Genomic DNA, 25,193 nt, shown 5'->3' on the forward strand with positions numbered 1-25,193 from the left:
CGCACGCGGCAGCCTCGACAACGGAACCAACCGCAGCGGGCGACTGTCCGGACCGGAATCCCGCACACGGCATCCCCGTCAACGGAACCAGTCGCAGTAGGCAATCGACAGAGGGCGACGACCGTCAGCGGCTGGGCGGTTCCGCCGGCATCGGCTCCTCCACCTCCTCGGCGGGCGCGCTCGGGTGGGGCCACCAGATGGCGGCGGCGGTGATCGATACCAGCGCGAGGACGAGGGTCAGCAGGGCGATGAGGGTGGGTGGGTTCATCGGATCCTCCCGGTGGTGACGGAGGGCGCCCGGCGTCAGGTGGGGCCTGCCCGCCCGGTGGCGCAACCGGGCGGAGTGCCGATGAAGGGGCACGGTGTGGTCCCGACGCCGGGGCCGATCATCAGGATGACCCTTCAATGTGACCAGCGGGCGCACACCGTGTTGCGTTGTCCTCGCACGGCGGGACAACCATCGGTGAACTTTCGGACTCCACAGGCTGCAATACGGGGTGCGGCACGACCGCATCGAATCCGGACCGACAGCGCTCGCCGGGCGCCAACCCGTCGGCCCACCCCGCACTCGAGTATCGGAACTCGAACGCGCCTGCGATGATCGAATCGTCGTCCCGGCCTCCGAGCACCGGCGGTGAGCAGACGCTTACTCGCTGTTAACTTACGGGCACACGGCCGAAACGCGAGGTCCATAGCGTATACAGGCATGTCGACACGGGTGGCCACACTGGCCGATGCAGCGGGTAGACCGTTGCGGGACGTGGTGTATACGGCGTTGCGCGACGAGTTGATGAACGGCGACATCAAGTTCGGCGAACGCCTCACCGAGCCGAAACTCTCGGCGCGCTTCGGGATTTCGCGGACCCCCATCCGCGAGGCCCTGACGGTGCTGTGTTCCGACGGCCTGCTCCGCCGCGAGGAATACGGCTTCAGCCCCGTCCGCCCCAGCATTCCGCTCGTGCGCGACCTGTACGAATTGCGAATCACGTTGGAGCTGGGCGGTATCCAGCGCGCCATCGACAACCCCGATATCCACCACGATCACGAATTGCTGGCGACCGAGCGCAAGGCGTGGCTGGAATTGCAGGCCGACCCGCCCGCGCAGGAACCGGGATTCGTGGTGCGCGACGAGGAATTCCACGTCACGCTGCTCACCGCGGCGGGCAACGCCGAACTGGTGCGCGCGCTGCAATCGGTGAATTCCCGCATCCGCCACGTGCGCATGTACGACTTCATGGTCAACAACCGCATCGAGACCACCATCACCGAACATCTCGGCATTCTCGACGCCGTTCTGGCCGACGACCTTCAGCTGGCATATCGCCTGCTGCACAAGCACATCGGCGAATCGCTGGACGTGGTGCTGGAACGGGTGACCCGCGCCATCGCCGCGATGTCGCTGGCGACGGATTGAGGAGTACGAAGTGCAGTTCGATACGGTGCTCGTCGCCAATCGCGGCGAGATCGCGGTCCGGGTTCTGCGGTCCGCCAAAGCGCTCGGCCTGAAAACGGTCGCCGTCTATTCCGATGCCGACGCGGCCGCCGCGCACGTCGAATTCGCCGATGCCGCGGTGCGTCTGGGTCCGGCCCCAGCCGCCGAGTCCTACCTGCGCGCCGATCTGGTGATCGAGGCGGCGCTCTCGACCGGCGCGGGCGCGATTCATCCGGGATACGGATTCCTCTCGGAAAACGCGGATTTCGCGACCGCGGCCGCCGACGCGGGGATCGCGTTCGTCGGCCCCACCCCGGACCAGTTGCGCGTCTTCGGTGACAAGCACACCGCCCGTGAGGCCGCGCGCGCCGTGGGCGTGCCGCTGATCCCGGGCAGCGGTCTGCTGGAATCGGCCGACCACGCGGTGGCCGAGGCGGAGCGGATCGGCTACCCGGTGATGCTGAAAGCCGTCGGCGGCGGTGGCGGTATCGGCATGCAGAGCTGCTTCACCGCCGACGAGGTGCGCGCCGCGTTCGAGCGGGTGCAGCGCCTGGCGGCCACCAACTTCTCCTCCACCGGCGTGTTCCTGGAGCGCTTCGTGGCGCGGGCCCGGCACGTGGAGGTGCAGCTGTTCGGCGACGGCGCGGGCCGCGTGGTCAGCCTCGGCACCCGCGACTGCTCGCTGCAACGCCGCAACCAGAAGGTCATCGAGGAGGCGCCCGCACCCGGCCTCGCCGACGAGGTGACCGAACAGCTGCTGCGCACCTCGCGAGAGCTGGCGAAATCGGTCGGCTACCGCTCGGCCGGCACCGTGGAATTCGTCTACGACGTGGATCGGGGCGAGGCCTCGTTCCTCGAGGTCAACACCCGCTTGCAGGTGGAACACCCGGTGACGGAAGCGATCACGGGCGCGGACCTGGTGGAGTGGATGTTGCGGCTGGCCGGCGGCGACGCGTCCATGCTGGACGGCCTGCCCGAATCCGGCCCGGTGAGCAGCGGTTGGGCCGTCGAGGCCCGCGTCTACGCCGAGGACCCCGGCCACGACTACCGGCCCAGCGCCGGGCTGGTCACCGCCGCGGAATTCCCCGCCGACGCGCGCGTGGACACCTGGGTCGCCACCGGCACCGAGGTGAGCCCGTACTACGACCCGCTGCTGGCCAAGGTGATCACCTCCGGCCCCACCCGCGACGCCGCGTTCGCCGGCCTGGCCGACGCGCTGGCCGCCACCACCATCCACGGCGTGCATACCAATACGGCCCAATTGCGTGCCATCGCAACCAATCCCACGGTCGCGGCGGCCGGCCACGTCACCACCACGCTGGCCGACCTCACCATCGCCGACCACCGCGTCGACGTGGAACGCGGCGGCACCATGACCACCATCCAGGACCACCCCGGTCGAATCGGCTTGTGGGAGGTGGGAATTCCGCCGTCGGGCCCGATGGACGACCTCTCGTTCACCCTGGCCAATACGGCCGTCGGCAACCCGGCGGGCGTCCCGGCGCTGGAGTGCACTCTGCAAGGACCGCGCCTGCGGTTCGCGACGGAGACGGTGGTCTGCGTGACCGGCGCCGACGCCCCCGTCACCCTCGACGACGCACCCGTCCCGATGTGGGAGCCGGTCACGGTCCCCGCGGGCTCGGTGCTCGACATCGGCGCGCCCGCCGGCGCGGGCCTGCGCACCTACCTCGCGGTGCGCGGCGGATTCGACGCGCCGCTCTACCACGGCAGCGCGTCCACCTTCACGCTCGGCGGCTTCGGCGGCGTGACAGGCAAGGCGGTCACGGCGGGCGATGTGCTGCACGTGGTCACCGGCCGCGACGATCTGAGCGCACCCGCCGAGGTGCCCGCCGCCGCGCGCCCGGAGTTCACCCACGAGTGGGAGCTCGCCGTCGGCCTCGGCCCGCAGACCTCGCCCGCGTACTTCACCGACGAGGACATGGCCCAGTTCTGCACACACCCTTGGCAAGTCGGCAGTCACGCCAACCGCACCGGCATCCGGCTGGAGGGCCCGAAGCCCACCTGGTCGCGCACCGACGGCGGCGAGGCGGGCCTGCACCCGTCGAACCTGCACGACAATCCTTACAGCGTCGGCACATTGAACGTCTCCGGTGATACGCCGATCCTGCTCGGCCCCGACGGCCCGAGCCTCGGCGGCTTCGCTTGCCCGCTCACCGTGGTGGCCGGGCACCGCTGGAAGCTGGGCCAGGTGCGTCCCGGTGACAGCATCCGCTTCGCGCCGGTGGACGACGAGGAGGCGACGGCCCTGCGCCGCTCCGACGAGCGCCGCGCCAAGGCCGCCGTCCCCAGCGTGTGGACCGATCCGGGCGACCGAGGGGTGCTCGGCTCGGTGGACGCGGGCGCCGACCGCCCGCGCGTGGTGTACCTGCGCGGCGGCGACGACAACATCCTCGTCGAATACGGCGAGATGGTGCTGGATCTGGGTCTGCGCATGCGGGTGCACGCGCTCTCGGAGGCGCTCGCGGCGGCCGGCCTGCCCGGCATCATCGACGTGACGCCGGGCGTGCGCTCGCTGCACATCCACTTCGATCCCGATGTGCTGCCGCAGCATCGGCTGGTCGGTACCCTCGCCGAGCTCGAGACCGAGCTGCCCGCCACGCACGATCTGGTGGTGCCGAGCCGCACCATCCGGCTGCCGCTCTCCTTCGATGACCCGTCCATCGCCGAGGCCATCGACCGCTACCGCAGCGGCGTGCGCGACACCGCGCCGTGGCTGCCGTCCAACACCGAATTCATCCGGCGCATCAACGGTTTGGACAGCGTCGACCAGGTGCGCGACACCGTCTTCGACGCCGAATACCTGGTGCTCGGCCTCGGCGACGTGTATCTCGGTGCGCCGCTGGCGGTTCCGCTCGATCCGCGCCACCGCCTGGTCACCACCAAGTACAACCCGGCGCGCACCTGGACCCCCTCCGACGCGGTGGGCATCGGCGGCAAGTACCTGTGCGTCTACGGCATGGCCTCCCCCGGCGGCTACCAGCTCATCGGGCGCACCGTGCCGATCTGGTCCAGCTACCGCCAGTCCGCGCCGTTCGAATCCGGGACGCCGTGGCTGTTCCGGTTCTTCGATCGCATCGTGTGGGAGCCGGTCACCCCGGAGGAGCTGCTCGACTTCCGCGCGGCCGCCAAGGCGGGCCGTTTCGACGCCGAGGTGAGCGAAGGCACGTTCGCCCTCGCCGACCACCTGCGCCTGCTGGAGGAGAACGCGGAGTCCATCGCCGCGTTCGAAGCCAGGCAGAGCGAGGCGTTCGAGGTGGAGAAGCAGGCGTGGCACGCCTCGGGCGAATTCGACCGCGCCAGTGCCGAACCCGCCGCCCCGGAACCGGTCGAGGATCCGCTCGCGGGTCTGCCCGCCGACGCCACCGTGGTGACCGCGCCGATGATCGGCAACGTCTGGCGGGTGGAGATCGAGGAGGGGCAGCGCCTCGACGCGGGCGCGCCGGTCGCCATCCTCGAGGCCATGAAGTTGGAACTACCGGTGCACAGCCCGGGCGCCGGTACCGTGCTCAGGGTGCTCACCGCGCCCGGCGCCAAAGTGGAACCGGGAACCCCGCTAGCAGTGATCGGAGTCGACTGAATGACCGCAGGCGTCCTGGGTGTCACCCCAGCACAGGATTCGCCCACCGAGCGGGTGGCCGCCGCCTACCGGCGCATCGCCGAGGTGGACCGGCCCGAGGTGTGGATCACGCTGCGCCCCGAGGCCGAGGTCGCCGCCGAGGCCGCCGAGGTGGCGCGCCGGGTGGCCGAGGGCGAGGAGCTGCCGCTGGCCGGCCGGCTCGTCGCGGTCAAGGACAATATCGATGTGGCGGGGCTGCCGACGACGGCCGCGTGTCCCGAGTTCGCCTACACCGCAACGGAAACCGCATCTGCCGTGGAGCGGCTGACGGCGGCGGGCGCGGTGGTGCTCGGCAAGACCAATCTCGACCAGTTCGCGACCGGCCTGGTCGGCACCCGCAGCCCGTACGGCGCGGTGCGCAATGCCGTTGACCCGGAACTGGTTTCGGGTGGTTCGTCGTCGGGGTCGGCGGTGGCCGTCGCACTCGGCGTCGCCGATATCGGCATCGGCACCGACACCGCCGGGTCGGGCCGGGTGCCCGCGGCGCTGAACGGGATCGTCGGAGTCAAGGCCACGCTGGGTGTGATCCCGGCGCACGGTGTGGTGCCCGCCTGCGCCGACTACGACGCCGTCACCGTGTTCGCCGCCGACCTGGACCTGGCGATCCAGGCCGCGGCGGTGATGGCCGGACCGGAATCGCGCGACCCGCGCAGCCGCACCTGGCCGCCGGACGTGGCGCTCGCGGCGCGGCAGCAACCGCGCCTGGGCGTGCCGCGCGAACTCGACCTGGCGCCGCTGAGCGAGGACTATCGCGACGCGTTCGCCAAAACCCTTGCCGCCGTGCGGGAATCCGGGATAGAGACGGTGGAGATCGACATCTCCGGTCTGCTCGGCGCGGCGCTGCTGCTCTACGACGGCGCGATCGTCGCCGAGCGGTACGCGGCGGTCGGCGAGTTCCTGTCCACCGGGCCCGCGGGCGCCGATCCGACGGTGGCGGCGATCATCGGCGCGGCCGCGGGCACCACCGGTCCCGCGTTCGCCGCCGATCTGGACGCGCTCGCCCGCGCCCGCACCGACGCCGCGCACCTGCTGCGAGACGTGGACGGCCTGCTGCTACCCACCACCACCGAACATCCGAGTATCGCTGCGGTGCAAGAGGATACGGTCGGCATCAACCGCCGCATGGGCACCTACACCAACTTCTGCAACCTGCTCGACATGGTCTCGATCGCCGTTCCCGGCGCACCGACCGCGACGGGCGCGCCCTTCGGCGTGATGGTGGTGACGCCCACGTTCACCGATCAGGTGGCGGTCGATCTGGCGGCCCGCGTGGCCGGGCTCGACCACGCGCCGCTGCTGGTCCGCGACGGTGTGGAGCTGGCGGTCTTCGGCGCGCACCTGCGCGGGCAGCCGCTGCACTGGCAGCTGGAGGAGATCGGCGCACGCTTCGCGGGCGAGATCGAGACCACCGACGCCTACCGCCTGACGGCGCTGGACACGGTGCCGCCGAAGCCCGGATTGGTGCGCCACGGTGCGGGGCAGGGCGCGCCGATCGTCGGCGAGCTGTACACGGTGTCGCGGGCCGGCCTCGGCGGCTTCCTCGCCGCGCTGCCCGCGCCGATGGCGCTGACGGCGGTCGAATTGTCCGACGGCCGTTCGGTGATCGGCTTCGCCTGCACCTACGACGCGGCGCTCGCGGCCACCGACATCACCGAATTCGGCGGCTGGAAAGCGTATCTGGGCCGCGCCAACTGAGAACATGCGGAAGGCCCGGCAGTTCCTCCCCAGGTCTGCCGGGCCTTCGCTGTGTCCGCCGGGGGCGCCTCCCCGCGCCGTCCGGCGGAACTCTGGGTGGGCGGGCCGGTCACCCCTCGTGAACCGGCCCGCCCCGATGTCGGGTGGGATTTTCGGCCGCTGCCCGACGGTTACCTTCGGCAGCGGGCGCACCTGCGTCGCCCGCAGCTCCCGGAAGAGCCTTCGGCGGCGTAGCCGGAGGAGAACCAGCCGGGTCGATCACCCCTCGTGGACCGACCCGGCCGGATTCCGCGACGGGACCTGTCACCCCTCGTTGGACAGGTCACGCCCCGGACTCCCACCCCGGTGGTGGTTGTCGATATCCCCCCTTCCCCCGGGTTACTGGCAGAACGCGAACGTCCCCAGTTCGGTACGGCCGTCCTTGATCAGGTAGCCGGTCGCGGCGAGGTCGGTACTCGCCACGACGTTTTCGCCGTCGGGCGCGAGCCACTCGACCTCCTGCACGACCTTGTAGGCGTTGGGGTCGTTGCGCAGGACCTCGACCTTGGTGTCGTCCAGATCGGCGGGCTTGGTGTCGGTGGCCTTGCCCTGCTCCCACTCACCGGCGCTGGAGAGGGTCAGCTGGGCGGCGTCGTAGATGACGGTGCGGTAGCGGACCTGCTGCTTCTCGTCGGGCTGGTAACCGGCCTGGGCGTAGACGATGGGCGCCGCGATCTCGATCTGGATGCGGTTGTCCTTGTGGGTGCAGGTGGCCTGGCCGGTGAGCGCGACGCCCGGCGTGCCGGTGTCGGCGGCGGCGACGCCCGAGCCGAAGACGAGCGCGGAGGCGGTGGCCGAGAGGGCGAGTGCGGTGGTCAGCTTGCCGATCATCTGTCTGGCGTCCTTCGTGGTGTCCGAGCCGGTGTGTTCCGGTGTTGTCACAAACTTTGCGTCGCGCGTCTTGGGGCACCCTTAAAAAGATCTTGCAGGGGAGAAACCGCAGGTAGATGGGGTTGTGCTAACACTTGCCCACGGTGCGAGCGATGATGGAAAAGCCTGCGACTCCCGACGATCGGAGCAACGATGGAAACCGTGGTGGTGTGGATCCTCGCCAGCATCCTGTACTGGTGGGGTCTGCTGTGAGCAATGGCCTGGCCGCATCGCCGGCCAGGCTCCCCAATCCCTGATCGGGCGTCCGCGGCGCGGCACGCGAATGACGAGAACGACTGTGCCCCGGGGCTTTCCACCCCGGGGCACCGTCGCGTTCAGCGCTTGATCAGCGCACGGTCTCGGGAACAGCCTCCTCCGCCTCCGGGAGTTCGGCCTCGTCGTCGCGCTCGCGCAGCAGGACGAGCGAGAGGGCGGCGGCGGCCAGCACCGAGCAGGCGCCCGCCACGAAGGTGACGCCCATACCGGAGGTGAACGCCTCCCGCGCCGCGCCGGTGAGCGCGTCGTCACCGAATGCCAGTGCGTCCGAGATGGATTCGCGCGCCGCGGCGGGCGCGTCGGCGGGCATGGCGCCGGTGTAACCGCTCGCGAGCACGGCCCCCAGGATCGCGACACCCAGCGCCGCGCCCGCCTGCTGGATGGTGTCGTTGAGCGCGGACCCAACGCCCGCGTGTTCGCCCGGCACCGCGCCCATCAGCGCGCCGATCACCGCGGGCATGGCCAGGCCGAAGCCGCCGCCCATCACGGCCATGGCCAGCGCGGGCAGCCAGAAGCCGGAGTCCGGTTGCAGGGTGGCGAGCAGAGCGAACCCGCCCGCGGTCACGGTGAGGCCGGTCGCGACGATCGGCCGGTGCCCTAGGCGCCCGATGAGCTTCGCGCCGATCGCGTTGAAGATCAGCACCGTGACAGCCATCGGCGTGAACGCCAGCGCGGTGCGGGTGGGGCTGTAGTCGAGCACGAATTGCAGGTACTGGGTGAGCACCAGCAGCAGACCGCCGTTGGCGAAGGTCAGCAGGACCAGCGAGAGGCTCGAGCCGGTGAAGACGCGGTTGCCGAACAACTCCAGCGGGACCATCGGCGCGTCGGTGCTCAATTCGCGAATCACGAAGCCCGCCAGGCAGATCACCGCGAGGGTCGCGGCGGTGAGGGTGCCCGGATCGGCGAAGCCGTGCGTGGGAGTCATGATGATGGCCCACACCAGGGCGGTCATGCCGACGATCGAGAGCGCCATGCCCGGCAGGTCGAACCGGCGCCACGGCCCCTTGGACTCGGGCATGAGCGCCAGCGCGGCGATGAGGGCGAACACGACGATGGGCAGATTCAGCACGAAGACCGAACCCCACCAGAAGTGGTCCAGCAGAACGCCGCCGGTGACCGGGCCGCCGACCATGCCGACCACCGCGACCGCGCTCCAGGCCGCGATCGCGCGCGGCCGCTCGTCCTCGTCGAACACGGTGATCAGGATCGACAGCGTGCTCGGCATGACCAGCGCGCCGCCGATGCCCATCGCGACACGCCCGGCGATCAGCATCTCGGGCGTGGTGGCGAGCGCGGCCAGCACCGACGCCGCCCCGAAGATCACCAGGCCGATGAGCATCACCAGCCTGCGGCCGTACTTGTCGGACAGGCTGCCCGAGGTGAGCAGTAGACCGGCGAACACCAGGATGTAGGAGTCGATGATCCACTGGATGTCCTGAGCGCTCGCGCCCAGATCGGTGGCGATCTGCGGAATCGCCACGTTGAGCACCATGTTGTCGATCACCAGCACCAACGTGCTCAGGCACAGCACGATCAGGATCAGCCAGCGCCGCGGATCGCGCGGTTCGGTCGTGTTCATGGAAAGCCTTTCCGGAGAGTTCGTTCGCACACTGTGCGGTTGTCGAACACTGTACTGTCCGCCGAACAGCGTTCGCAATAACGAACGACGTACGGGCCCCGATGAGGTGCGGCTAGGCTGGCCGCAAGGAACAGAAGGAGGGCGGATGGCAGTCGAAGACGCGGCGTTCGGGTCGGTATGGGCGCGCCCGCAGCGGCGCAGGCGCGACCAGCCCGCGCTGAGTCGCGAGCAGATCGTGGCCGCGGCCATCGACCTGCTGTCCAGCGAGGGCATCGATGCGCTGAGCATGCGCAAACTGGGCGCCAAGCTCAACGCGGGCGCGACCTCGCTCTACACCCACGTGGCCAACAAGGAGGAGATCATCGAGCTGGTCGCCGATCAGGTGATCGGCGAGCTCGCGGTGCCCGATCCGGCGGATCCGCGCGGCTGGCGCGGCGCGCTGCTCGGCTTCGCCACCGAACTGCGCGCGCTGATCCTGCGCCACCCGTGGATGAGCTCGGTGTTCGGTGAGATCGGCACGCTCTACCTCGGCCCGAACATGATGCGCAGCTGCGAGGGCGTGCTCTCCGTCCTGCATTCGGCCGGTTTCGACGAGCGCCGGGCCGACAACGCCATGAACGTGCTGATGGCCTACGTCATCGGCATCACCTCGGCCGAGGCGGCCTCGGTGGCGATCGTGCGCCGCAGCGGCATGAGCATGGCGGCCTGGATCGGCAAGATGCTCGTCGCCGGCGAGTCCGCCGCCCGGCCGTTCCCGCACCTGCACCGGCGTTACGTGACCAAACGGGGCGACGGGGCGACGGTGCCGCTGGCCGGGGACGCCTTCGTGGAACAGGTCGAGATGATTCTCGACGGCATCGACCCCGGGGTCGGCGGCTCTCGCGCGTGACGGCTGGGCGCGGGAATCCTTGTCGCACAGCGACGGAAAGGGCGCGCGATCTCCGAGAGATCACGCGCCCTTCGCGCTGACAGCGGGAGCAGAAGGGTTTACGAGGCGCCGTTGCCGTTCAGCCCGGCGCGCACACCTTCCTCCACGCGCTTGCCGAGATCGGCGTCGACGTTCTTCCAGTACTCGAACACCCGGGAGAGCACCGGCTCGCGCACGCCGGCCAGCACGTGCCCGACGATATTGTCCACCAGGCGATCCCGCTGTTCATCGTTGAGCACCTCGCGCACCAGGGTGCCCGCCTGGGTGAAGTCGCCGTCCTCGGCGTGCTGGATGTAGCCCGCGCGCAGCATGGTCGGATCGAACTCCCAGGCGCCGGGGTCGGGCGCGAGCGCCGGGTCGGCGTGCGGCCCGCCGTACGAATTCGGCGCGTACACCGGCACATCCGCGTCGTTGAAGAAGTACCGCATGGCGCCCTCCTTGGAGTAGGAGTTCACCTCGGCGGCGCGCGGCTGGTTCGGCGGCAGCTGCGCGTAGTTGGTGCCGATGCGGTAGCGGTGCGCGTCGGCGTAGGAGAACACGCGGCCCAGCAGCATCTTGTCGGGCGAGAAAGCGATGCCGGGCACCACGTTCGACGGTTCGAACGCGGCCTGCTCGATATCGACGAAGTAGTTGCGCGGGTTGCGGTTCAAGGTCCACTTGCCGACCTCGATGAGCGGGTAGTCCTTGTGCGACCACACCTTGGTCAGGTCGAACGGGTTGAACCGGTAGCCCTCGGCCTCGGCGACCGGCATCACCTGCACGTGCAGGGTCCAGCTCGGGTACTCGCCGCGCTCGATGGCGTCCCACAGATCCTGGCGGTGGTAGTCGGGATCGGTGCCGGCCAGGCGATCGGCCTCGGCCTGGGTGAGGAAGTCGACGCCCTGGTCGGTCTTGAAGTGGTACTTGACCCAGAACCGCTCACCGGCGGCGTTGATCCACTGGTAGGTGTGCGAGCCGTAGCCGTTCATGTGCCGGTAGGTCTTCGGGATGCCGCGATCGCCCATCAGCCAGGTCACCTGGTGCGCGGTCTCCGGGCGCAGCGTCCAGAAGTCCCACTGCATGTTGTGGTCGCGAAGTCCGTTGCCCGGCAAGCGCTTCTGCGAGCGGATGAAGTCGGGGAACTTGATCGGGTCCTTGATGAAGAAGATCGGGGTGTTATTGCCGACCAGGTCGTAGTTGCCGTCCTCGGTGTAGAACTTCACCGCGAAACCGCGCGGATCGCGCCAGGTGTCGGGGCTGCCCTGCTCGCCGGCGACGGTGGAGAACCGCACCAGCGATTCGGTGCGGGCGCCGGGCTGGAACAGCTTGGCGCTGGTGTAGCGGCTGACGTCGCCCGTGACGACCAGTTCGCCGTAGGCGCCCGCGCCCTTGGCGTGCACGATGCGCTCGGGCACGCGCTCCCGGTTGAACTGGGCCAGCTTCTCGATCAGGTAGTGATCGTGCAGCAGGATCGGGCCTTGGATGCCCGCGGTGAGCGACTCGTCGTCGCTGGATACGGCGGTGCCGGTGTTGGTGGTGGTCGGCTTGGTCATCTCGAAGCCTCCTTAACGGTGGGACCCAGGAAAATGGGCTGACCCGGGGGTGTCAGGGTGTGCGGTCCGTGCGCCGCTCGGCGCGGCACGCCGGGCACAGGCCCCAGAACACGACCTCTGCCTCGTCGATCTCGAACCCGTGATCCTCGCCGGGTTCCAGACACGGAGCACTTCCGACGACACAGTCGACGTCGACGACCGTGTCGCAGTTGCGGCACACCAGGTGGTGGTGGTTGTCCCCGATCCGCGTCTCGTAGAGCGCGGGTGAGCCCGCGGGCTCGATGCGGCGCAGGATTCCGGCGTTCACGCAGGCGCGCAGCACGTCGTAGACGGCCTGCGTGGACACCGAACCCAGATTCGCCCGGACCGTGGCTGCCACTCGGTCGGCGTCCGAGTGCGGCCGGGCCGCCACCGCATCGAGCACCGCGACCCGCGGGGCGGTAACCCGCAGGCCTGCTGCCCGCAACCACTCGCGGGGGTCAGCACCTCTGGTGTGCATGGGTCCCATGGTTGCTCTTTTTCTGGAATTAGTCAAGAAAAGGAGGCGGGAGTGTTGCGGGATGTGGTGATGTGATGACGGTCACTGTATCGACACCCCACGGTAGCCCGTGCGAACCCACACCGGGTGGAGCTACGCCGATGCGATGGCGACAGCCATACATCCGCCGACACGGACTCGGGCGCTCCATATACGCATCGCGACGTGGGAGTTTTCGCTCCATATACGCGTTGATCCGTCACCGGGGCGAGGGGGTTCGGTGATCATTCACTCCGGACACGCCGATGCACGCGACACGCGTAATCGGCAGTGGCGCAATAGAAATCAGCGATCGATGTGGAGACACCTCCTGCCGAGGGGCCGTGGACCGTGGTCCAGACACCGCGCCCAGGGAGGAGGTGGTGGGGAATGGGGAAACATCGCCGGAAAAAGCGAGATGCCCCGGTCGACTACGGCTTCGTTCTTTCGATCGTCGTCGTAACCGCCGGGGCCCTCGTCCTGGTCCGCCGGGTGCGGGCTAGGTGACCCACCGGGTGGAGCGTCGTCACCAGCGGCGCTCCGCCCTCCCGGCATCACATAGGTGACGGGATCGAGTGTACCTCCGGCTCCGCCCGCCCTCGCAACTCCGACACGATCCCCTCGGCGTGCCGTCCAGCGTGTCGCGATGGTGACACGGCCGTCGCCCACGCCCCTGCCCGAGGCGACGGCCGGTGCCCACCCTCGATCGGATGACGCACGCGGCGCGCCGCCATCCGGTCCGATGCCGTGCGGCCGAATTACGCGGCGGTTCAGGGGAACCCGGATGTGCGCGCCGACCGCGCGGAGATCTCGCACGCACCCGTCGGCGGCGAGGTCGTCACCCGCACGCACGCCCGGTCGACAGCGAGGTTGTCGCTCGCGCGCACGCCGGCGGCGAGGTCGTCACCCACGCTCATGCCCGATCGACGGCGAGATCGGCGCCCACGCTCACGCCCGGTCGGTGACAAGGTCGGCGCCCACGCTCACGCCCGGTCGGTGACAAGGTCGGCGCCCACGCTCACGCCCGGTCGGTGACAAGGTCGGCGCCCACGCTCACGCCCGATCGACAGGTGCGGTTGCCGCTCCCGCGCACGCCTCGTCGGTAGCACGGTCCTCGCCCACGCTCACGCCCGGTCGACAGGCGAGGTTTGCCGCTCGGGCGCACGCCCCGTCGGTGGCGAGGTCGGCGCACGCGCTCACGCCCGGTCGGCAGCGAGATCGTCGTCGGAGGCGACCGCGTCGGCGAGCGGGACGGATACGTCGGCCGCGCGGGTGGGGTCCAGGACCGCGCGGCGGGCGATGAGGGGGCGGGCGGCGCGCAGGTCGGCGGGGCGGGCGAGAGCGACCGCACCGGCCAGCCTGCCGTCGCGCAGGGCGAGGACCGCGAACTCACCGCTGTCCACGCTGCCGCGCACGACGAAGTCGTCGCCCGGCTGCCAGCGGCCCGCGAACTGGAGGTTGCGGCCGTACTGAGTGGACCAGCCCCACGAAACATCCGGTCGTGCAGGGGTTTTGCCGAGCATCGAGCGCGCGGCGGCCGCGCCCTGGGCCTGCGCGCCGTTCCAGTGCTCGTCGCGCTCGTACGCGCCCAGCTCCGGGTCGAAGCGGTTGGCGACGTCGCCCGCGGCGAATACGTCCGGCGCGGACGTGCGGTAGTGCTCGTCCACCAGGATGCCGTTGCCCACGGCCAGGCCCGCGACACTCGCCAGCGCCGTGTCGGGCGCCGAGCCGATGGCGATCAGCGCCGCCGCGGCTGACCAGTTGCGGCCGTCGCGGGCGAGCGCCGTCACCCCCGTCTCGATCCCGTCGAGGCGGTCCAGCACCACCTCGTCGTGGATCTCGACGCCGTTGTCCGCGTGCAGGTTCCGGTAGTAGTCGCCGACGGCGGGCGGCGCGATCCGGTCCAGCGGCGCCGGTCCGGCGTGCACGATCGCCACCCGCACGCCGAGCCCGCGCGCCGTCGCGGCCACCTCGCACCCCACCAGGCCGGCGCCGACGATCAACAGCGAACCGCCCGCGATGATCGCCTCCCGCAGCGGCGCGACATCGGCCGCGCCGCGCAGGGTGTGGACGTTGCGCTGCGGGCCCGGCAGCGATTTGGCCCGCGCGCCGGTGGCCAGCAGCAACCGGTCGTAGCCGAGCGACTCGCCACCGGCGAACCGCACCCGCTTGGCGTCGACGTCGACGGCGTCCACCCCGCGCCCCAGCAGCAGATCGACCTCGAGGGAGCGCCAGGAGTCGGCCGGCTCGAGCAGCGTCCTGCGTTCCTCGGCGGTGCCCGCCAGCAGTTCCTTCGACACCATCGGACGGCGGTACGGCAAGCCCCGCTCCGCGCCCACCAGCACGATCTCTCCCGTGAAGCCCTCGGCGCGCAGGGTTTTCGCGGCCGTGGCACCGGCGACGCCCGCGCCGACGACGATGATCCGTTCGGTCATGCGCGGCTCACCTCGACCATCTCGAAATCCGCTTTGGCCGCTCCGCAATCCGGGCAGGACCAGTCGTCGGGGATGTCGTCCCAGCGGGTGCCGGGCTCGATGCCGTCCTCGGGCCAGCCCAGCGCCTCGTCGTACTCGAAACCGCATTGCACACAGCGGAACAGCTTGTAGTCGGTGCTCATCGGGTTTCTCCTGTCGCGAGCGAAACGGGCTGGAAGTCGAGCTTCTCGCGGACGCCGCAGTCGGGGCAGCACCAGTCGTCGGGGATCGACGACCAGGCCGTGCCGGCCGGAAAGCCTTCGCGGGGAGCGCCTTTCGACTCGTCGTAGACGTAGTCGCAAATGGGGCAGACGTAGGCGGACATCAGCGCACCCCGTGGGCGGCCAGCACCCGGTCGCGCTTGCCGGGCTGGATGTTCACGCGGGTGATGTCGCCGTTGTAGTGCGCGAGCACGCGGTGGTCCATCACCTTGCGCCACAGCGGCGGGAAGTAGGCCAGCGTGATCATGCTGGCGTAGCCGCTGGGCAGGTTCGGCGCGCCGTCCATGCTGCGCAGCGTCTGGTAGCGCCGGGTGGGGTTGGCGTGGTGATCGCTGTGGCGCTGCAGGTGGTACAGAAAGATATTGGTGACGATGTGGTCGGAGTTCCAGCTGTGCTCCGGGGTGCAGCGCTCGTAGCGACCGGTCGCCGTCTTCTGGCGCAGCAGGCCGTAGTGCTCGAGGTAGTTCACCGTCTCCAGCAGCGAGAACCCGAAGACGGCCTGGATCAGCAGGAACGGCAGCACGCCGACGCCGAACACCGCGACCAGGGCGCCCCACAGCACCACCGACATCAGCCAGGCGTTGAGCACGTCGTTGCGCAGCGTCCACGGGCTCTTGCCGAGCCGGGCCAGCCGGGTCTTCTCCAACTCCCACGACGAGGTCAGGCTGCCCCATACGCTGCGCGGCAGGAAGGCCCAGAAGGATTCGCCGAAGCGCGAGGTGGCCGGGTCCTCCGGGGTGGCGACGCGCACGTGGTGGCCGCGGTTGTGCTCGATGTAGAAGTGGCCGTACAGGGTCTGGGCGAGGGTGACCTTCGACAGCCAGCGCTCCAGTTCGTCCTTCTTGTGGCCGAGTTCGTGCGCGGTGTTGATGCCGACACCGCCCATCACGCCGATGCTCAGCGCGAGACCGATCTTCGACAGCAGGCTCAGCCCGCCGTCGACGCCCAGCCAGGACAGGTCGGAGGCGGTCCACAGGTAGCTCGCCAGCACCAGGCTGATCAGCTGGAACGGGATGTAGGAGTAGACGCAGTAGCGGTAGTACTTGTCGTTCTCCAGCGCCTCCATCACCTCGTCGGGCGGATTCTGCCCGTCGGGCCCGAAGAAGCGGTCCAGCAGCGGCAGCAGGATGTAGAGCAGGATCGGGCCGATCCACCACCACACCGGCGAGACGGCCTGCCAGCCGAGCTGATTGAAGCCCCAGACCAGGCCGAGCGCGACGATCAGCGCGGTCGGCGGGATGAGGCCGAACAGCCACAGGTATCGCTTGCGGTCGCGCCACTGGACGGCCTGGTCGGGCGCTTCGCTTCGAGATGTCGTCATGTCTTCTCCTCGGATTTCCCGGCGGGGACGGGCCCGCACCGCGGGGGGGCGGTGGGGCCACCGGTCGAGCACTTTACAAATCGTGCAGCTGTGTCCAATTGGAATACACATCACACAAAATTGTCAATAGTGGATACAAAAGTGGCACGTGTGTACGATCGAGGGCGTGTCCGAAACGCCGAACTTCCACGCCCGGATGCGCTCGTTGCTGCGCGAGCGGATCATCGAGACCGCGCGCGACGTCGTGTCCACCGAGGGCTGGGGCGCGGTGAACATGTCCCGCCTGGCCAAGGACGTCGGCGTGAGCAGGCCAGTGCTGTACAAGGAAGTCGGCACCAAACAGGAGCTGGCCGATCTCGTCATCCGCAGCGAGGTGGAGACCTTCCTGGTCGGTATCGACGACAGCTTGGCCGCGCACCCGGACGACCCGGTGGCGGGCGTGATCGCGGCCGCCGGGTACGCGCTGCGGGCCGCGGCCGACAACACGCTGATCAAAGCGGTGCTCGCGGGGCGTTCCGAGGCCGACACCGCGCTGCTGCCCACCCTGATGACCGATCCGGAGCCGGTGCTCGGCCGGGCGCTGGCCGCCCTCACCACCGCCGTGCGCACCCGCTACGGACTGACCGAACTCTCCGACGAGGACCTGTCGGCGCGGGTGGAGAGCGTGGTGCGGCTGACGCTGAGCCACCTGTTCCAGCCGCTCGGCTCGGTCGAGCGCGCGCTCGAGCAGATCTCGGTGGTGGTCGTGAGCGTGCTGGGGCCGGTCACGGTCTGAGACCGGTGGCGCCGCACGTGTTCATCCGGATGGAGGCACGCCGTCAGCGCAGGCGCCTGCGTTTCATGTAGAGCGCCAGTTCGTCGTAACTGCCGTCGCCGTTGGCGAATTCGACCACGTTGCGGGCGGAGTCGAACCACGCGCCCGCGCTCGGCCCGATCTCCGCGAGGGCCGCTTCCAGATCCGCCATGCCGACCGGGCGGACGGTGCCGGTGCGGATCGATTCGGCCATGGCCAGCTGGGTGGCCGAGGTGCACACGTGCGCCAGGTCGGCGCCGGAGAAGCCCTTGGTGCGGGCGGCGAGCGCGCCCAGGTCGACTCCGGCGACCGGACGGTCGCGCAGGTGGTAGTGCAGGATCGAGTGCCGGGCGGCGCGGTCGGGCAGGGCGACGAGGATCATCCGGTCGAAGCGGCCGGGGCGACGCAGGGCCACGTCGACGTCCCACGGATGGTTGGTCGCGCCGAGCACGTAGACGCCCTCGTTGTCCTGGGTCGCCGAATCCATCTCGGTGAGCAGCTGATTCACCACGGTGCGCATCGTCGCCGACCCCGACATCTGGCTGCGCCGGTGGCCGAGGGCGTCCAGCTCGTCGAGGAACAGCACGCAGGGCGCGTTGCGGCGGGCCACCTCGAACACGCTGTGCAGATTGCGCTCACTGGCGCCGGTGTAGATGTCGAGGATGTCGGCGATCTCGATCGGATAGAAGTTCGCGCCGAGCTCGCCCGCGACCGCGGACGCGATGAACGTCTTGCCGCATCCGGGCGGGCCGTACAGCAGCAGCCCGCCGCGCGCGGACGTACCGAAAGCCTTGGCCAGCCCCGGGTTTCGCAACGGGCCGAGGAGGGTGAGATCGAGCTGTCGCTTGACCTCCTCCATGCCGCCCACGTCGGCGAGGGTCACGCGGGTGCGCGAGAACAGTGCGGCGTCGCCCTCGGCGGCGTAGGCGGTGGGGCCGCTATCGACGAACGCGGGCTCGATGATGCCGGCCACCTCGCTCTCGGCGGCGGCCCAGTCGTAGCCGGAAGGATCGGCGGGGTGGCCGGACGCGGCGGAATCCTCTTCGCGCGCGGGAACATCCGCGCGCCCGACGCCGTCCGTCGACGCGCGATCGCCGGACGCGGAGGTCCGAGCTCCTCCGGCCCCGACCGCTTCACCCTGCGGGCCGACGGCCCCCGTTGGGTCGGGAGTGCCCGGCTGGTCATCGGACGCAGCGGAATCCGAGTGCCCCGCAGCCGGATTCGCCAGGGCGGCGGTGCTGCGCTGGAGCAGCTCGACCACCTTCGCGTTGCCGGGCTCCTGGGTGAGGGCCGTGCCGCAGTGCGCGATGGCTTCGGCGTGCCTGCCGCGTTCGGCGAGCAGTTCGATGACGTGCAGGCGCAGCGCGAGCACGTCGGGGCTGCGCTCGACGGCGGCGAGCATCTCGGTGAGCACCGGATCGGCGGTCATTGGGTCCCCCTCCTCTGACGAAACAGCTGCATCCTAACGAGCGCCGCCGACGAACTTCACCCCGTTTCTCGCGGGAAACACCAGGCGCGCCGGGTGATCGCGCCCGTGGCAACGCGCCTTCGAATCGGCCGGGCATCCCCGCCCGGTGACAGGCGCCACAACTGGACAACGGAATAGTTCCGGACGGACGGTCGTTGATCCCCACTGTCGGCGTCCGGACAGCCCCGGGCCGCACCCTTTGTCGCTTCGAGCGACCACTCGCCGAGAGGCGCTTGTGGGACGTCGACACCCCTAGTCGTGACGTTGGCGTGACGTCCGGCGACTCAGCGCCGCCAGGTAAACCCCCGGACCTGGCGGCGTTTCGCATGTCGCGCGCCGTTCACCGAAACAGGCCAGGATGCACGACATGGCAAACCCGCACGCCCTGCGCCGCACCCTCGGACTCACCGACTCCGTGGTGATCGGCCTCGGGTCCATGATCGGGGCCGGCATCTTCGCCGCGCTCGCTCCCGCGTCCGCCGCCGCGGGTTCGTGGCTGCTGCTCGCCCTGGCCCTGGCGGGTCTGCTCGCCTACTGCAACGCGACGTCCTCGGCCCGCCTGGCCGCGCTCTACCCGGTGTCGGGCGGAACGTACGTATACGGGCGCGAGCGACTCGGGCCGTTCTGGGGGTATCTCGCCGGGTGGGCGTTCGTCGTCGGGAAGACCGCGTCGTGTGCGGCCATGGCCCTCACGATCGGCCACTACGCGTGGCCCGAGCACGCCCGGCCGGTCGCGGTGGCGGCGGTCGCGGCCATCACCGCGTTGAACTACGCGGGCGTGCGGAAATCGGCGCTGGCCACGCGGGCGATCGTCGCCGCCGTCCTGATCGTGCTGGGCGTGGTGGCCGCGACCGGGCTCGCGGGCGACCACGCGGCGGCCGGCGCGCTGCCGGATCGAATCGGTCCGCTCGGCGTGCTGGAAGCGACCGGCCTGCTGTTCTTCGCGTTCGCCGGATACGCGCGCCTGGCCACCCTCGGCGAGGAGGTGCGCGATCCGCGACGCACCATCCCGCGCGCGATTCTGCTCGCGCTGGCCCTGAGCCTGGCGGTGTACGCGGTGGTCGCCGTCGCCGCGCTGCTGACGCTCGGTTCGGCGGGCCTGGCCGACGCGGCCGACCCGCTCGCCCAGGTCGTGACGGCGGCGGGGGCTCCGGAACTCGCGCCGGTGGTGCGGGTGGGCGCGGTGCTCGCGGCGGCGGGTTCACTGCTGGCGCTGATCCTCGGCGTCTCGCGCACGACGCTGGCCATGGCGCGCGACCGTCATCTCCCGCACGCGCTCGCGGCCGTGCACCCGCGATTCGGCGTGCCGCACCGCGCCGAACTGGCCGTGGGCGCGGTGGTGGCCGTGCTGGTGGCGTTCTTCGATCTGCGCGCGGCGATCGGGTTCTCCTCGTTCGCGGTCCTCGTCTACTACCTCGTCGCGAACATCGCCGCGAGCACACTCACGGCGACCGAGCATCGGCCGGCCCGCTGGATCCCGGTGCTCGGCGCCGCGGGCTGTGGCATCGTCGCCCTGTCGTTGCCGCCGGCGGCCGTGGTGAGCGGGCTCGCGGTGCTGGGTGCGGGCGCGATCGGCTATGCGATCCGCCGCGGCCGATCCGGTTGAGCAACTGATGGATACCCATTTTCCGTACCCGCAACTCCCGGGGAACAGGGCGCGATAACCTCGTGCGGTGCGCTGCTTGCTGGCCGGTTTCACGGCGTTCTCGCTGCTCCTGGGAGGGGCTGTGGCGGCATCGGCGGGAGCCGAGCCGGTGACACCCGCGCGGTGCGAGGTCCAGACGGGTCGCGAGCCGCAGCGGGCAACTCCCGAGCAAGCGGGATTCGACGCCGACCGGCTGGCGGCGGCGCTGGCCTTCGCCGACGGCCGCAACCGGCTCAATATCCAGGTGTTCCGGCACAACTGCCTGATCGGCGAGGGCCCCGACAACGCGCGGACCGGCGGCGTCGCGTGGAACGTGTGGAGCGGCACCAAGAGCGTGGTGGCCCTGCTCGCGGGCATCGCGTCCGACCGCGGCCTGCTCGACGTGCACGCACCCATCGACGCTTACCTGCCCCCTGGCCTCGGTGATGCCGCCCGGCGCGCGATCACGGTGGAGAACCTGCTCACCGAGTCCTCGGGGATGCAGGCCTCCTCGGTCGCCGAGGGGCTCACCGCGATCGTCCCCCTCGACCCGAACAGCGCGGTGCAGGCGCTCGGCGTGCCGCTCGAGCATCCGCCCGGGACCGAGTTCTCCTACAGCCAGCGCAACGTCGATCTGCTGGCCTGGGTCATCGAGCTGGCCGTCGGGGAGCCGTTGCAGCAGTTCGCGCAGCGCGAGCTGTTCGACCCGCTCGGCATCCGGCGCGGCGACTACTACTGGGCGCGCGACCGCTCGGGCAACACCTACGGCCACGCGCACCTCTACATCCCGCCCGACGACTACGCCAAATTCGGCCTGCTCGTCGCGGGCGAGGGCCGCTGGGCCGGGCGGCAGGTGGTCTCCGAGCGCTACCTGCGCCAGGCGCTGACGCCGTCGGCCACCAATTCCTGCTACGGCTACCTGTTCTGGCTCGGGTCCGACTGCACCGCGGCGGCGGGGTTCCTCCCGGACCGGACCTACCGGATCTCCGGACTCGGCATGCAGGACGTCTTCGTGCTGCCCGACCTGGATCTGGTGGTGATGTGGACCGGCGCGTTCGGCAACGTCAGCGCGTACGGGCCGACGGGCGTACTGGAGAACACCTCGGAGCTGCCGCACGAGTTCTTCCGCAGGCTTTTCGCCGCACTGGTCGACAACCCGTTTCCGGACCCGGGCCCCTACCCCGAACCGGTGCCGGACGACGAGCCCGGCGATCTGGTGGACCCGAACCTGCTGCTCGCCGTGTTCGGGCTCGGCACCGCGGCCTATCCGGGCTGTGATGTGTTCTCCTGCTTGAACACTCGGCTCGTGCCGCCGTTCGCCGACGCGCCGCCCGGCTGCTACCTGGTGGCCTGCCTCGGGAACGACCCGCGCACGCCGGGTATCCGCTGACCTAACAACTCCTTGACAAATCATTACATTTGTCAAACTCTGGTCTGATGGCCCGCTGCTTCGCGGCCGTCGACCGAACCGGCGCCGCATGATCACCAACCCGCTGCGCCGGCTCCCCTACCCCGACGCCGCACGGGGACTGTTGCGCACGACCGTGCTGACCGTCGTCGACGAGTTGGTGCGCTCCGACGGCTGGGCCGCCACCAGCCTCTCGGCCATCGCCCGCGCCGCCGGGGTGAGCAGGCAGACCCTCTACAACGAATTCGGCAGCCGCCGCTCCATCGCCGAGGCCTACATCGTGCACCGGCTGGACGGCCTGCTCGACATGGTCGCCGAGCGCGTCGACGGCGACGACCTGGCCGACACCCTGCGCGAGGCGTTCGCGCGGTTCTTCGTGCTCGCCGACGAACCCCTCATCCAGACCGCGCTGGCCGCCGACAGCGTGGAGGTCATGGCGTTGGTGCGGGTCACCAACGAGCGCGCCACCACCCGCCTGGCCGAGATTCTGCGCACCGTCGACCCGGGCCTCACCGACCGCGACGCCCAGGTCTACGCCGACGCGATCGCCCGCACCGCCGTGACCCACGTGGTCGCACCGACCGTCGGGGCGGACGAGGCGATCGACCGGCTGACCCACCTCGCGCTGGCACTGGTCACACCGCGCCACACACCGGTCCCGGCGGTGCGCACCTGATCCCATGGGCCCCGCCCGGCCACCGTTCGGGCCGCGCCCTGGACCCCGTCGCCACGGGGAACAGCGGCGCACCACCCACCGGCACGCACCTGCCCCCGGCACGACCGCATGGTGCGGGACGCCGGTTCACCCGGCGACCATGTCCGCACCGGCCTGACCAGCTTCACAGATCGGCACTCACATCGCCCCGCAATACCGAAGGCCGCCGGAACGAATTCCGGCGGCCTCCAACAGGTTTCGCTCAGCGCTCGCTGAGCAGCACCTCGGCGATCTGAATGGTGTTGAGCGCGGCGCCCTTTCGCAGGTTGTCGCCCGACACGAACAGCGCGAGCCCACGGCCGTCCGGCACGCCCGGGTCCTGGCGGATGCGGCCCACCAGCGACTCGTCGATGCCCGCGGCTTGCAGCGGCGTCGGCACCTCGACCAGCTTCACACCGGCCGCGGCGCCCAGGATCTCCCGCGCGCGCGCCACCGAAAGCGGTTGCGCGAACTCGGCATTGATCGACAGCGAGTGCCCGGTGAACACCGGCACGCGCACGCAGGTGCCGCTCACCGCCAGCTCGGGCAGGCCGAGGATCTTGCGGCTCTCGTTGCGCAGCTTCTGATCCTCGTCGGTCTCGCCGGAGTCGTCGTCCACCAGCGAACCCGCCAGCGGGATCACGTCGAACGCGATCGGAGCCACGTACTTGTTCGGCGCGGGGAACGCCACGGCGCTACCGTCGTGCACCAGCTTCTCCGCGTCGTCCACCACGGCGCGCACCTGCGCGGCCAGCTCCTCCACGCCGGCCAGGCCCGAACCCGACACGGCCTGGTAGCTGGAGACGATGAGCCTGGTCAGGCCCGCCTCGTCGTGCAACGGCTTGAGCACCGGCATGGCGGCCATGGTGGTGCAGTTGGGGTTGGCGATGATGCCCTTGACCAGGTTGCGGGTGGCCTCGGGGTTCACCTCGCTCACCACCAGCGGCACCTCGGGGTCCTTGCGCCAGGCCGAGGAATTGTCGATGACGGTCACGCCGGCCGCCGCGAACCGCGGGGCCTGCACGCGCGACATGGTGGCGCCCGCCGAGAACAGCGCGATGTCCAGGCCGGACGGATCGGCGGTCTCGGTGTCCTCCACCACGATCTCGCCGCCGCGCCACGGCAGCGTCTTGCCCGCCGAGCGAGCCGAGGCGAAGAACCGCACCTCGTCGGCGGGAAAGTCGCGCTCCTCCAGCAGTTTCCGCATGACGGCGCCGACCTGACCGGTCGCGCCGACGACGCCTACCCGTACACCCATGGCTTATCGCCCCGTTCCGGCGTGCACCACGGCCACCTCGTCGCCGCCCAGATCGAAGGCGCGGTGCAGCACCTTCACGGCGTCGTCCAGTTCGGTGTCCTTGACCAGCACCGAGATCCGGATCTCGGAGGTGGAGATGAGGTCGATATTGATGCCCGCCTCGGCCAGCGCCTCACAGAAGGTGGCGGTGACGCCGGGGTGGCTCTTCATGCCCGCGCCCACCAGCGACACCTTGCCGATGTGGTCGTCGTAGAGCACCTGCGCGAAACCGATCTCGCCCTGCCGCCGGGTGAGCATCTCCACCGCGCGCGCGCCGTCGGTCTTGGGCAGGGTGAAGGTGATGTCGGTCTTGCCCGTCTCCACCTTGGAGATGTTCTGCAGCACCATGTCGATATTGATCTCCGCGTCGGCGACGGCGCGGAACACCTTGGCGGCGTAGCCCGGTTCGTCGGGCAGCGCGACCACGGTCACCTTGGCCTCGCTGCGGTCGTGCGCGACGCCGGTGAGGATTGCTTTCTCCAAGGGGATGTCCTCCATCGATCCGTAAACGTAGGTGCCCTGCTTGTCGGTGTAGGACGAGCGCACGTGCACGGGCACGTTGTAGCGGCGGGCGTACTCGACGCAGCGCAGCATCAGCACCTTCGAGCCGCAGGCCGCCATCTCCAGCATCTCCTCGTAGGAGACCTGTTCCAGGCGCTGCGCGTCGGCGACGATGCGCGGGTCGGCGGTGAAGACGCCGTCGACGTCGGTGTAGATCTCGCAGACGTCGGCCTCCAGCGCCGCGGCCAGCGCGACGGCGGTGGTGTCGGAGCCGCCGCGGCCCAGCGTGGTGACGTCCTTGCTGTCCTGGCTGACGCCCTGGAAGCCCGCGACCAGCACGATCGTGCCCTCGTCCAGGGCTTCGCGCAGCCGGCCCGGCGTCACGTCGATGATCTTGGCGTTGCCGTGCGCGCCGGTGGTGATCACGCCGGCCTGCGAGCCGGTGAACGAGCGGGCCTCCGCGCCCAGCGAGTGGATGGCCATGGCCACCAGCGCGTTGGAGATGCGCTCGCCGGAGGTGAGCAGCATGTCCATCTCGCGGGCGGGCGGTGCGGGCGCGACCTGCTGGGCGAGGTCGAGTAGTTCGTCGGTGGTGTCGCCCATCGCGGAGCAGACGACCACCACGTCGTGCCCCTGCTTCTTCGTTTCCACGATCCGTTCAGCGACGCGCCGGATGCGCTCGGCGGTGGCCACCGAGGATCCTCCGTACTTCTGAACAACGAGAGCCACGACAGGGTCCTCCAAGATCGACAATCAGCAGGTAACAGCCATAGAGACTACCGGCCGGACTCCGCCGCTCCGGTGACTACCTCCCTGACCTGTGGAAAAGCACACAGGCGCACGCGCTCTCGATTGAACCGGCGCGTCCGGGCAACGCGCGCGAAGAT

General features: G+C 70.1%; 21 protein-coding genes. 8 read left to right on the plus strand and 13 right to left on the minus strand.

Annotation, left to right across the window (positions count from 1 at the left end; genetic code table 11):
- Positions 1–124: 124 nt before the first annotated feature.
- On the minus strand, positions 125–268 hold the full coding sequence (locus tag DFR74_RS36330; protein WP_157115821.1) for a hypothetical protein: 144 nt from the start codon (positions 266–268) through the stop codon (positions 125–127).
- 438 nt (positions 269–706) lie between these two features.
- On the opposite strand from DFR74_RS36330, the gene DFR74_RS30130 reads away from it, so the two are divergent.
- From DFR74_RS30130 to atzF, 3 genes are read left to right on the plus strand one after another with little or no spacing between them, the layout of a single operon-like run.
- Positions 707–1,414, plus strand: coding sequence for a GntR family transcriptional regulator (locus DFR74_RS30130; protein WP_067507702.1), 708 nt, complete (start codon positions 707–709; stop codon positions 1,412–1,414).
- 10 nt (positions 1,415–1,424) lie between these two features.
- The gene (uca, locus tag DFR74_RS30135; protein ID WP_067507703.1) at positions 1,425–5,030 is read left to right on the plus strand and encodes an urea carboxylase; all 3,606 of its coding nucleotides are present in this window, start codon (positions 1,425–1,427) and stop codon (positions 5,028–5,030) included.
- Positions 5,031–6,764 (plus strand): allophanate hydrolase, encoded by a 1,734-nt coding sequence (gene atzF / locus DFR74_RS30140; RefSeq protein ID WP_067507706.1) that lies wholly within the window; start codon positions 5,031–5,033, stop codon positions 6,762–6,764.
- Between the two features lie 378 nt (positions 6,765–7,142).
- Here atzF and DFR74_RS30145 read toward each other — a convergent pair whose 3' ends face one another.
- Positions 7,143–7,634 carry a hypothetical protein gene (locus tag DFR74_RS30145; RefSeq protein ID WP_067507708.1) on the minus strand — a complete coding sequence of 164 codons (492 nt, stop codon included), beginning with the start codon at positions 7,632–7,634 and terminating at the stop codon, positions 7,143–7,145.
- A gap of 385 nt (positions 7,635–8,019) precedes the next feature.
- Positions 8,020–9,528, minus strand: coding sequence for an MFS transporter (locus DFR74_RS30150; protein WP_067507710.1), 1,509 nt, complete (start codon positions 9,526–9,528; stop codon positions 8,020–8,022).
- Positions 9,529–9,673: 145 nt separating this feature from the next.
- Between DFR74_RS30150 and DFR74_RS30155 the strand changes: the two genes are divergently transcribed.
- The gene (locus tag DFR74_RS30155) at positions 9,674–10,417 is read left to right on the plus strand and encodes a TetR/AcrR family transcriptional regulator (protein WP_067507712.1); all 744 of its coding nucleotides are present in this window, start codon (positions 9,674–9,676) and stop codon (positions 10,415–10,417) included.
- A 98-nt stretch (positions 10,418–10,515) separates the two neighbouring features.
- Here DFR74_RS30155 and DFR74_RS30160 read toward each other — a convergent pair whose 3' ends face one another.
- The 7 genes from DFR74_RS30160 to DFR74_RS30185 form a co-directional block, all read right to left on the minus strand.
- The gene (locus DFR74_RS30160; protein WP_067507715.1) at positions 10,516–11,988 is read right to left on the minus strand and encodes a catalase; all 1,473 of its coding nucleotides are present in this window, start codon (positions 11,986–11,988) and stop codon (positions 10,516–10,518) included.
- 52 nt (positions 11,989–12,040) lie between these two features.
- Complete coding sequence (locus tag DFR74_RS30165) at positions 12,041–12,487, minus strand: Fur family transcriptional regulator (protein ID WP_067507717.1); 447 nt, start codon at positions 12,485–12,487, stop codon at positions 12,041–12,043.
- A gap of 788 nt (positions 12,488–13,275) precedes the next feature.
- Positions 13,276–13,422 (minus strand): hypothetical protein, encoded by a 147-nt coding sequence (locus DFR74_RS36335; protein ID WP_157115822.1) that lies wholly within the window; start codon positions 13,420–13,422, stop codon positions 13,276–13,278.
- Between the two features lie 279 nt (positions 13,423–13,701).
- Entirely contained in the window at positions 13,702–14,940 is a 1,239-nt protein-coding gene (locus DFR74_RS30170) for an NAD(P)/FAD-dependent oxidoreductase (RefSeq protein WP_067507719.1), read from the minus strand.
- Entirely contained in the window at positions 14,937–15,122 is a 186-nt protein-coding gene (locus tag DFR74_RS30175) for a rubredoxin (protein ID WP_067507721.1), read from the minus strand. The genes DFR74_RS30170 and DFR74_RS30175 overlap by 4 nt, the downstream gene beginning before the upstream one ends.
- Complete coding sequence (locus DFR74_RS30180) at positions 15,119–15,304, minus strand: rubredoxin (protein WP_067507723.1); 186 nt, start codon at positions 15,302–15,304, stop codon at positions 15,119–15,121. Before DFR74_RS30180 ends, DFR74_RS30175 begins: the two co-directional genes overlap by 4 nt.
- Positions 15,304–16,521 carry an alkane 1-monooxygenase gene (locus DFR74_RS30185; protein ID WP_067507725.1) on the minus strand — a complete coding sequence of 406 codons (1,218 nt, stop codon included), beginning with the start codon at positions 16,519–16,521 and terminating at the stop codon, positions 15,304–15,306. Before DFR74_RS30185 ends, DFR74_RS30180 begins: the two co-directional genes overlap by 1 nt.
- A gap of 166 nt (positions 16,522–16,687) precedes the next feature.
- Between DFR74_RS30185 and DFR74_RS30190 the strand changes: the two genes are divergently transcribed.
- Positions 16,688–17,296, plus strand: coding sequence for a TetR family transcriptional regulator (locus tag DFR74_RS30190; protein WP_067507728.1), 609 nt, complete (start codon positions 16,688–16,690; stop codon positions 17,294–17,296).
- Between the two features lie 43 nt (positions 17,297–17,339).
- On the opposite strand, the gene DFR74_RS30195 is transcribed toward DFR74_RS30190, so the two are convergent.
- Positions 17,340–18,743 (minus strand): ATP-binding protein, encoded by a 1,404-nt coding sequence (locus tag DFR74_RS30195; RefSeq protein WP_067507732.1) that lies wholly within the window; start codon positions 18,741–18,743, stop codon positions 17,340–17,342.
- Between the two features lie 406 nt (positions 18,744–19,149).
- Between DFR74_RS30195 and DFR74_RS30200 the strand changes: the two genes are divergently transcribed.
- The 3 genes from DFR74_RS30200 (at position 19,150) to DFR74_RS30210 (ending at position 22,490) form a co-directional block, all read left to right on the plus strand.
- Complete coding sequence (locus DFR74_RS30200) at positions 19,150–20,388, plus strand: APC family permease (RefSeq protein WP_198161716.1); 1,239 nt, start codon at positions 19,150–19,152, stop codon at positions 20,386–20,388.
- 67 nt (positions 20,389–20,455) lie between these two features.
- Positions 20,456–21,796, plus strand: a complete 1,341-nt coding sequence (locus tag DFR74_RS30205; protein WP_232331712.1) for a serine hydrolase domain-containing protein — start codon at positions 20,456–20,458, stop codon at positions 21,794–21,796.
- 88 nt (positions 21,797–21,884) lie between these two features.
- Positions 21,885–22,490, plus strand: a complete 606-nt coding sequence (locus tag DFR74_RS30210; protein WP_067507740.1) for a TetR/AcrR family transcriptional regulator — start codon at positions 21,885–21,887, stop codon at positions 22,488–22,490.
- A 241-nt stretch (positions 22,491–22,731) separates the two neighbouring features.
- On the opposite strand, the gene DFR74_RS30215 is transcribed toward DFR74_RS30210, so the two are convergent.
- Both DFR74_RS30215 and DFR74_RS30220 read right to left on the minus strand, forming a co-directional pair.
- On the minus strand, positions 22,732–23,766 hold the full coding sequence (locus DFR74_RS30215; protein WP_067507743.1) for an aspartate-semialdehyde dehydrogenase: 1,035 nt from the start codon (positions 23,764–23,766) through the stop codon (positions 22,732–22,734).
- 3 nt (positions 23,767–23,769) lie between these two features.
- On the minus strand, positions 23,770–25,035 hold the full coding sequence (locus DFR74_RS30220; RefSeq protein ID WP_067507746.1) for an aspartate kinase: 1,266 nt from the start codon (positions 25,033–25,035) through the stop codon (positions 23,770–23,772).
- Between the last annotated feature and the right edge of the window lie 158 nt (positions 25,036–25,193).

The organism is Nocardia puris, from assembly GCF_003315035.1.
In the GTDB taxonomy this organism is placed as follows: Bacteria; Actinomycetota; Actinomycetes; order Mycobacteriales; family Mycobacteriaceae; genus Nocardia; species Nocardia puris.

Bases quoted from the DNA above. Each gene is read 5' to 3' on its own strand.
- DFR74_RS36330 (WP_157115821.1), bottom strand. From the start codon at position 268: ATGAACCCACCCACCCTCATCGCCCTGCTGACCCTCGTCCTCGCGCTG.
- DFR74_RS30130 (WP_067507702.1), top strand. From the start codon at position 707: ATGTCGACACGGGTGGCCACACTGGCCGATGCAGCGGGTAGACCGTTG.
- atzF (WP_067507706.1), top strand. From the start codon at position 5,031: ATGACCGCAGGCGTCCTGGGTGTCACCCCAGCACAGGATTCGCCCACC.
- DFR74_RS30145 (WP_067507708.1), bottom strand. From the start codon at position 7,634: ATGATCGGCAAGCTGACCACCGCACTCGCCCTCTCGGCCACCGCCTCC.
- DFR74_RS30150 (WP_067507710.1), bottom strand. From the start codon at position 9,528: ATGAACACGACCGAACCGCGCGATCCGCGGCGCTGGCTGATCCTGATC.
- DFR74_RS30155 (WP_067507712.1), top strand. From the start codon at position 9,674: ATGGCAGTCGAAGACGCGGCGTTCGGGTCGGTATGGGCGCGCCCGCAG.
- DFR74_RS30160 (WP_067507715.1), bottom strand. From the start codon at position 11,988: ATGACCAAGCCGACCACCACCAACACCGGCACCGCCGTATCCAGCGAC.
- DFR74_RS30165 (WP_067507717.1), bottom strand. From the start codon at position 12,487: ATGCACACCAGAGGTGCTGACCCCCGCGAGTGGTTGCGGGCAGCAGGC.
- DFR74_RS36335 (WP_157115822.1), bottom strand. From the start codon at position 13,422: ATGAGCGTGGGTGACGACCTCGCCGCCGGCGTGCGCGCGAGCGACAAC.
- DFR74_RS30170 (WP_067507719.1), bottom strand. From the start codon at position 14,940: ATGACCGAACGGATCATCGTCGTCGGCGCGGGCGTCGCCGGTGCCACG.
- DFR74_RS30175 (WP_067507721.1), bottom strand. From the start codon at position 15,122: ATGAGCACCGACTACAAGCTGTTCCGCTGTGTGCAATGCGGTTTCGAG.
- DFR74_RS30180 (WP_067507723.1), bottom strand. From the start codon at position 15,304: ATGTCCGCCTACGTCTGCCCCATTTGCGACTACGTCTACGACGAGTCG.
- DFR74_RS30185 (WP_067507725.1), bottom strand. From the start codon at position 16,521: ATGACGACATCTCGAAGCGAAGCGCCCGACCAGGCCGTCCAGTGGCGC.
- DFR74_RS30195 (WP_067507732.1), bottom strand. From the start codon at position 18,743: ATGACCGCCGATCCGGTGCTCACCGAGATGCTCGCCGCCGTCGAGCGC.
- DFR74_RS30200 (WP_198161716.1), top strand. From the start codon at position 19,150: ATGGCAAACCCGCACGCCCTGCGCCGCACCCTCGGACTCACCGACTCC.
- DFR74_RS30210 (WP_067507740.1), top strand. From the start codon at position 21,885: ATGATCACCAACCCGCTGCGCCGGCTCCCCTACCCCGACGCCGCACGG.
- DFR74_RS30215 (WP_067507743.1), bottom strand. From the start codon at position 23,766: ATGGGTGTACGGGTAGGCGTCGTCGGCGCGACCGGTCAGGTCGGCGCC.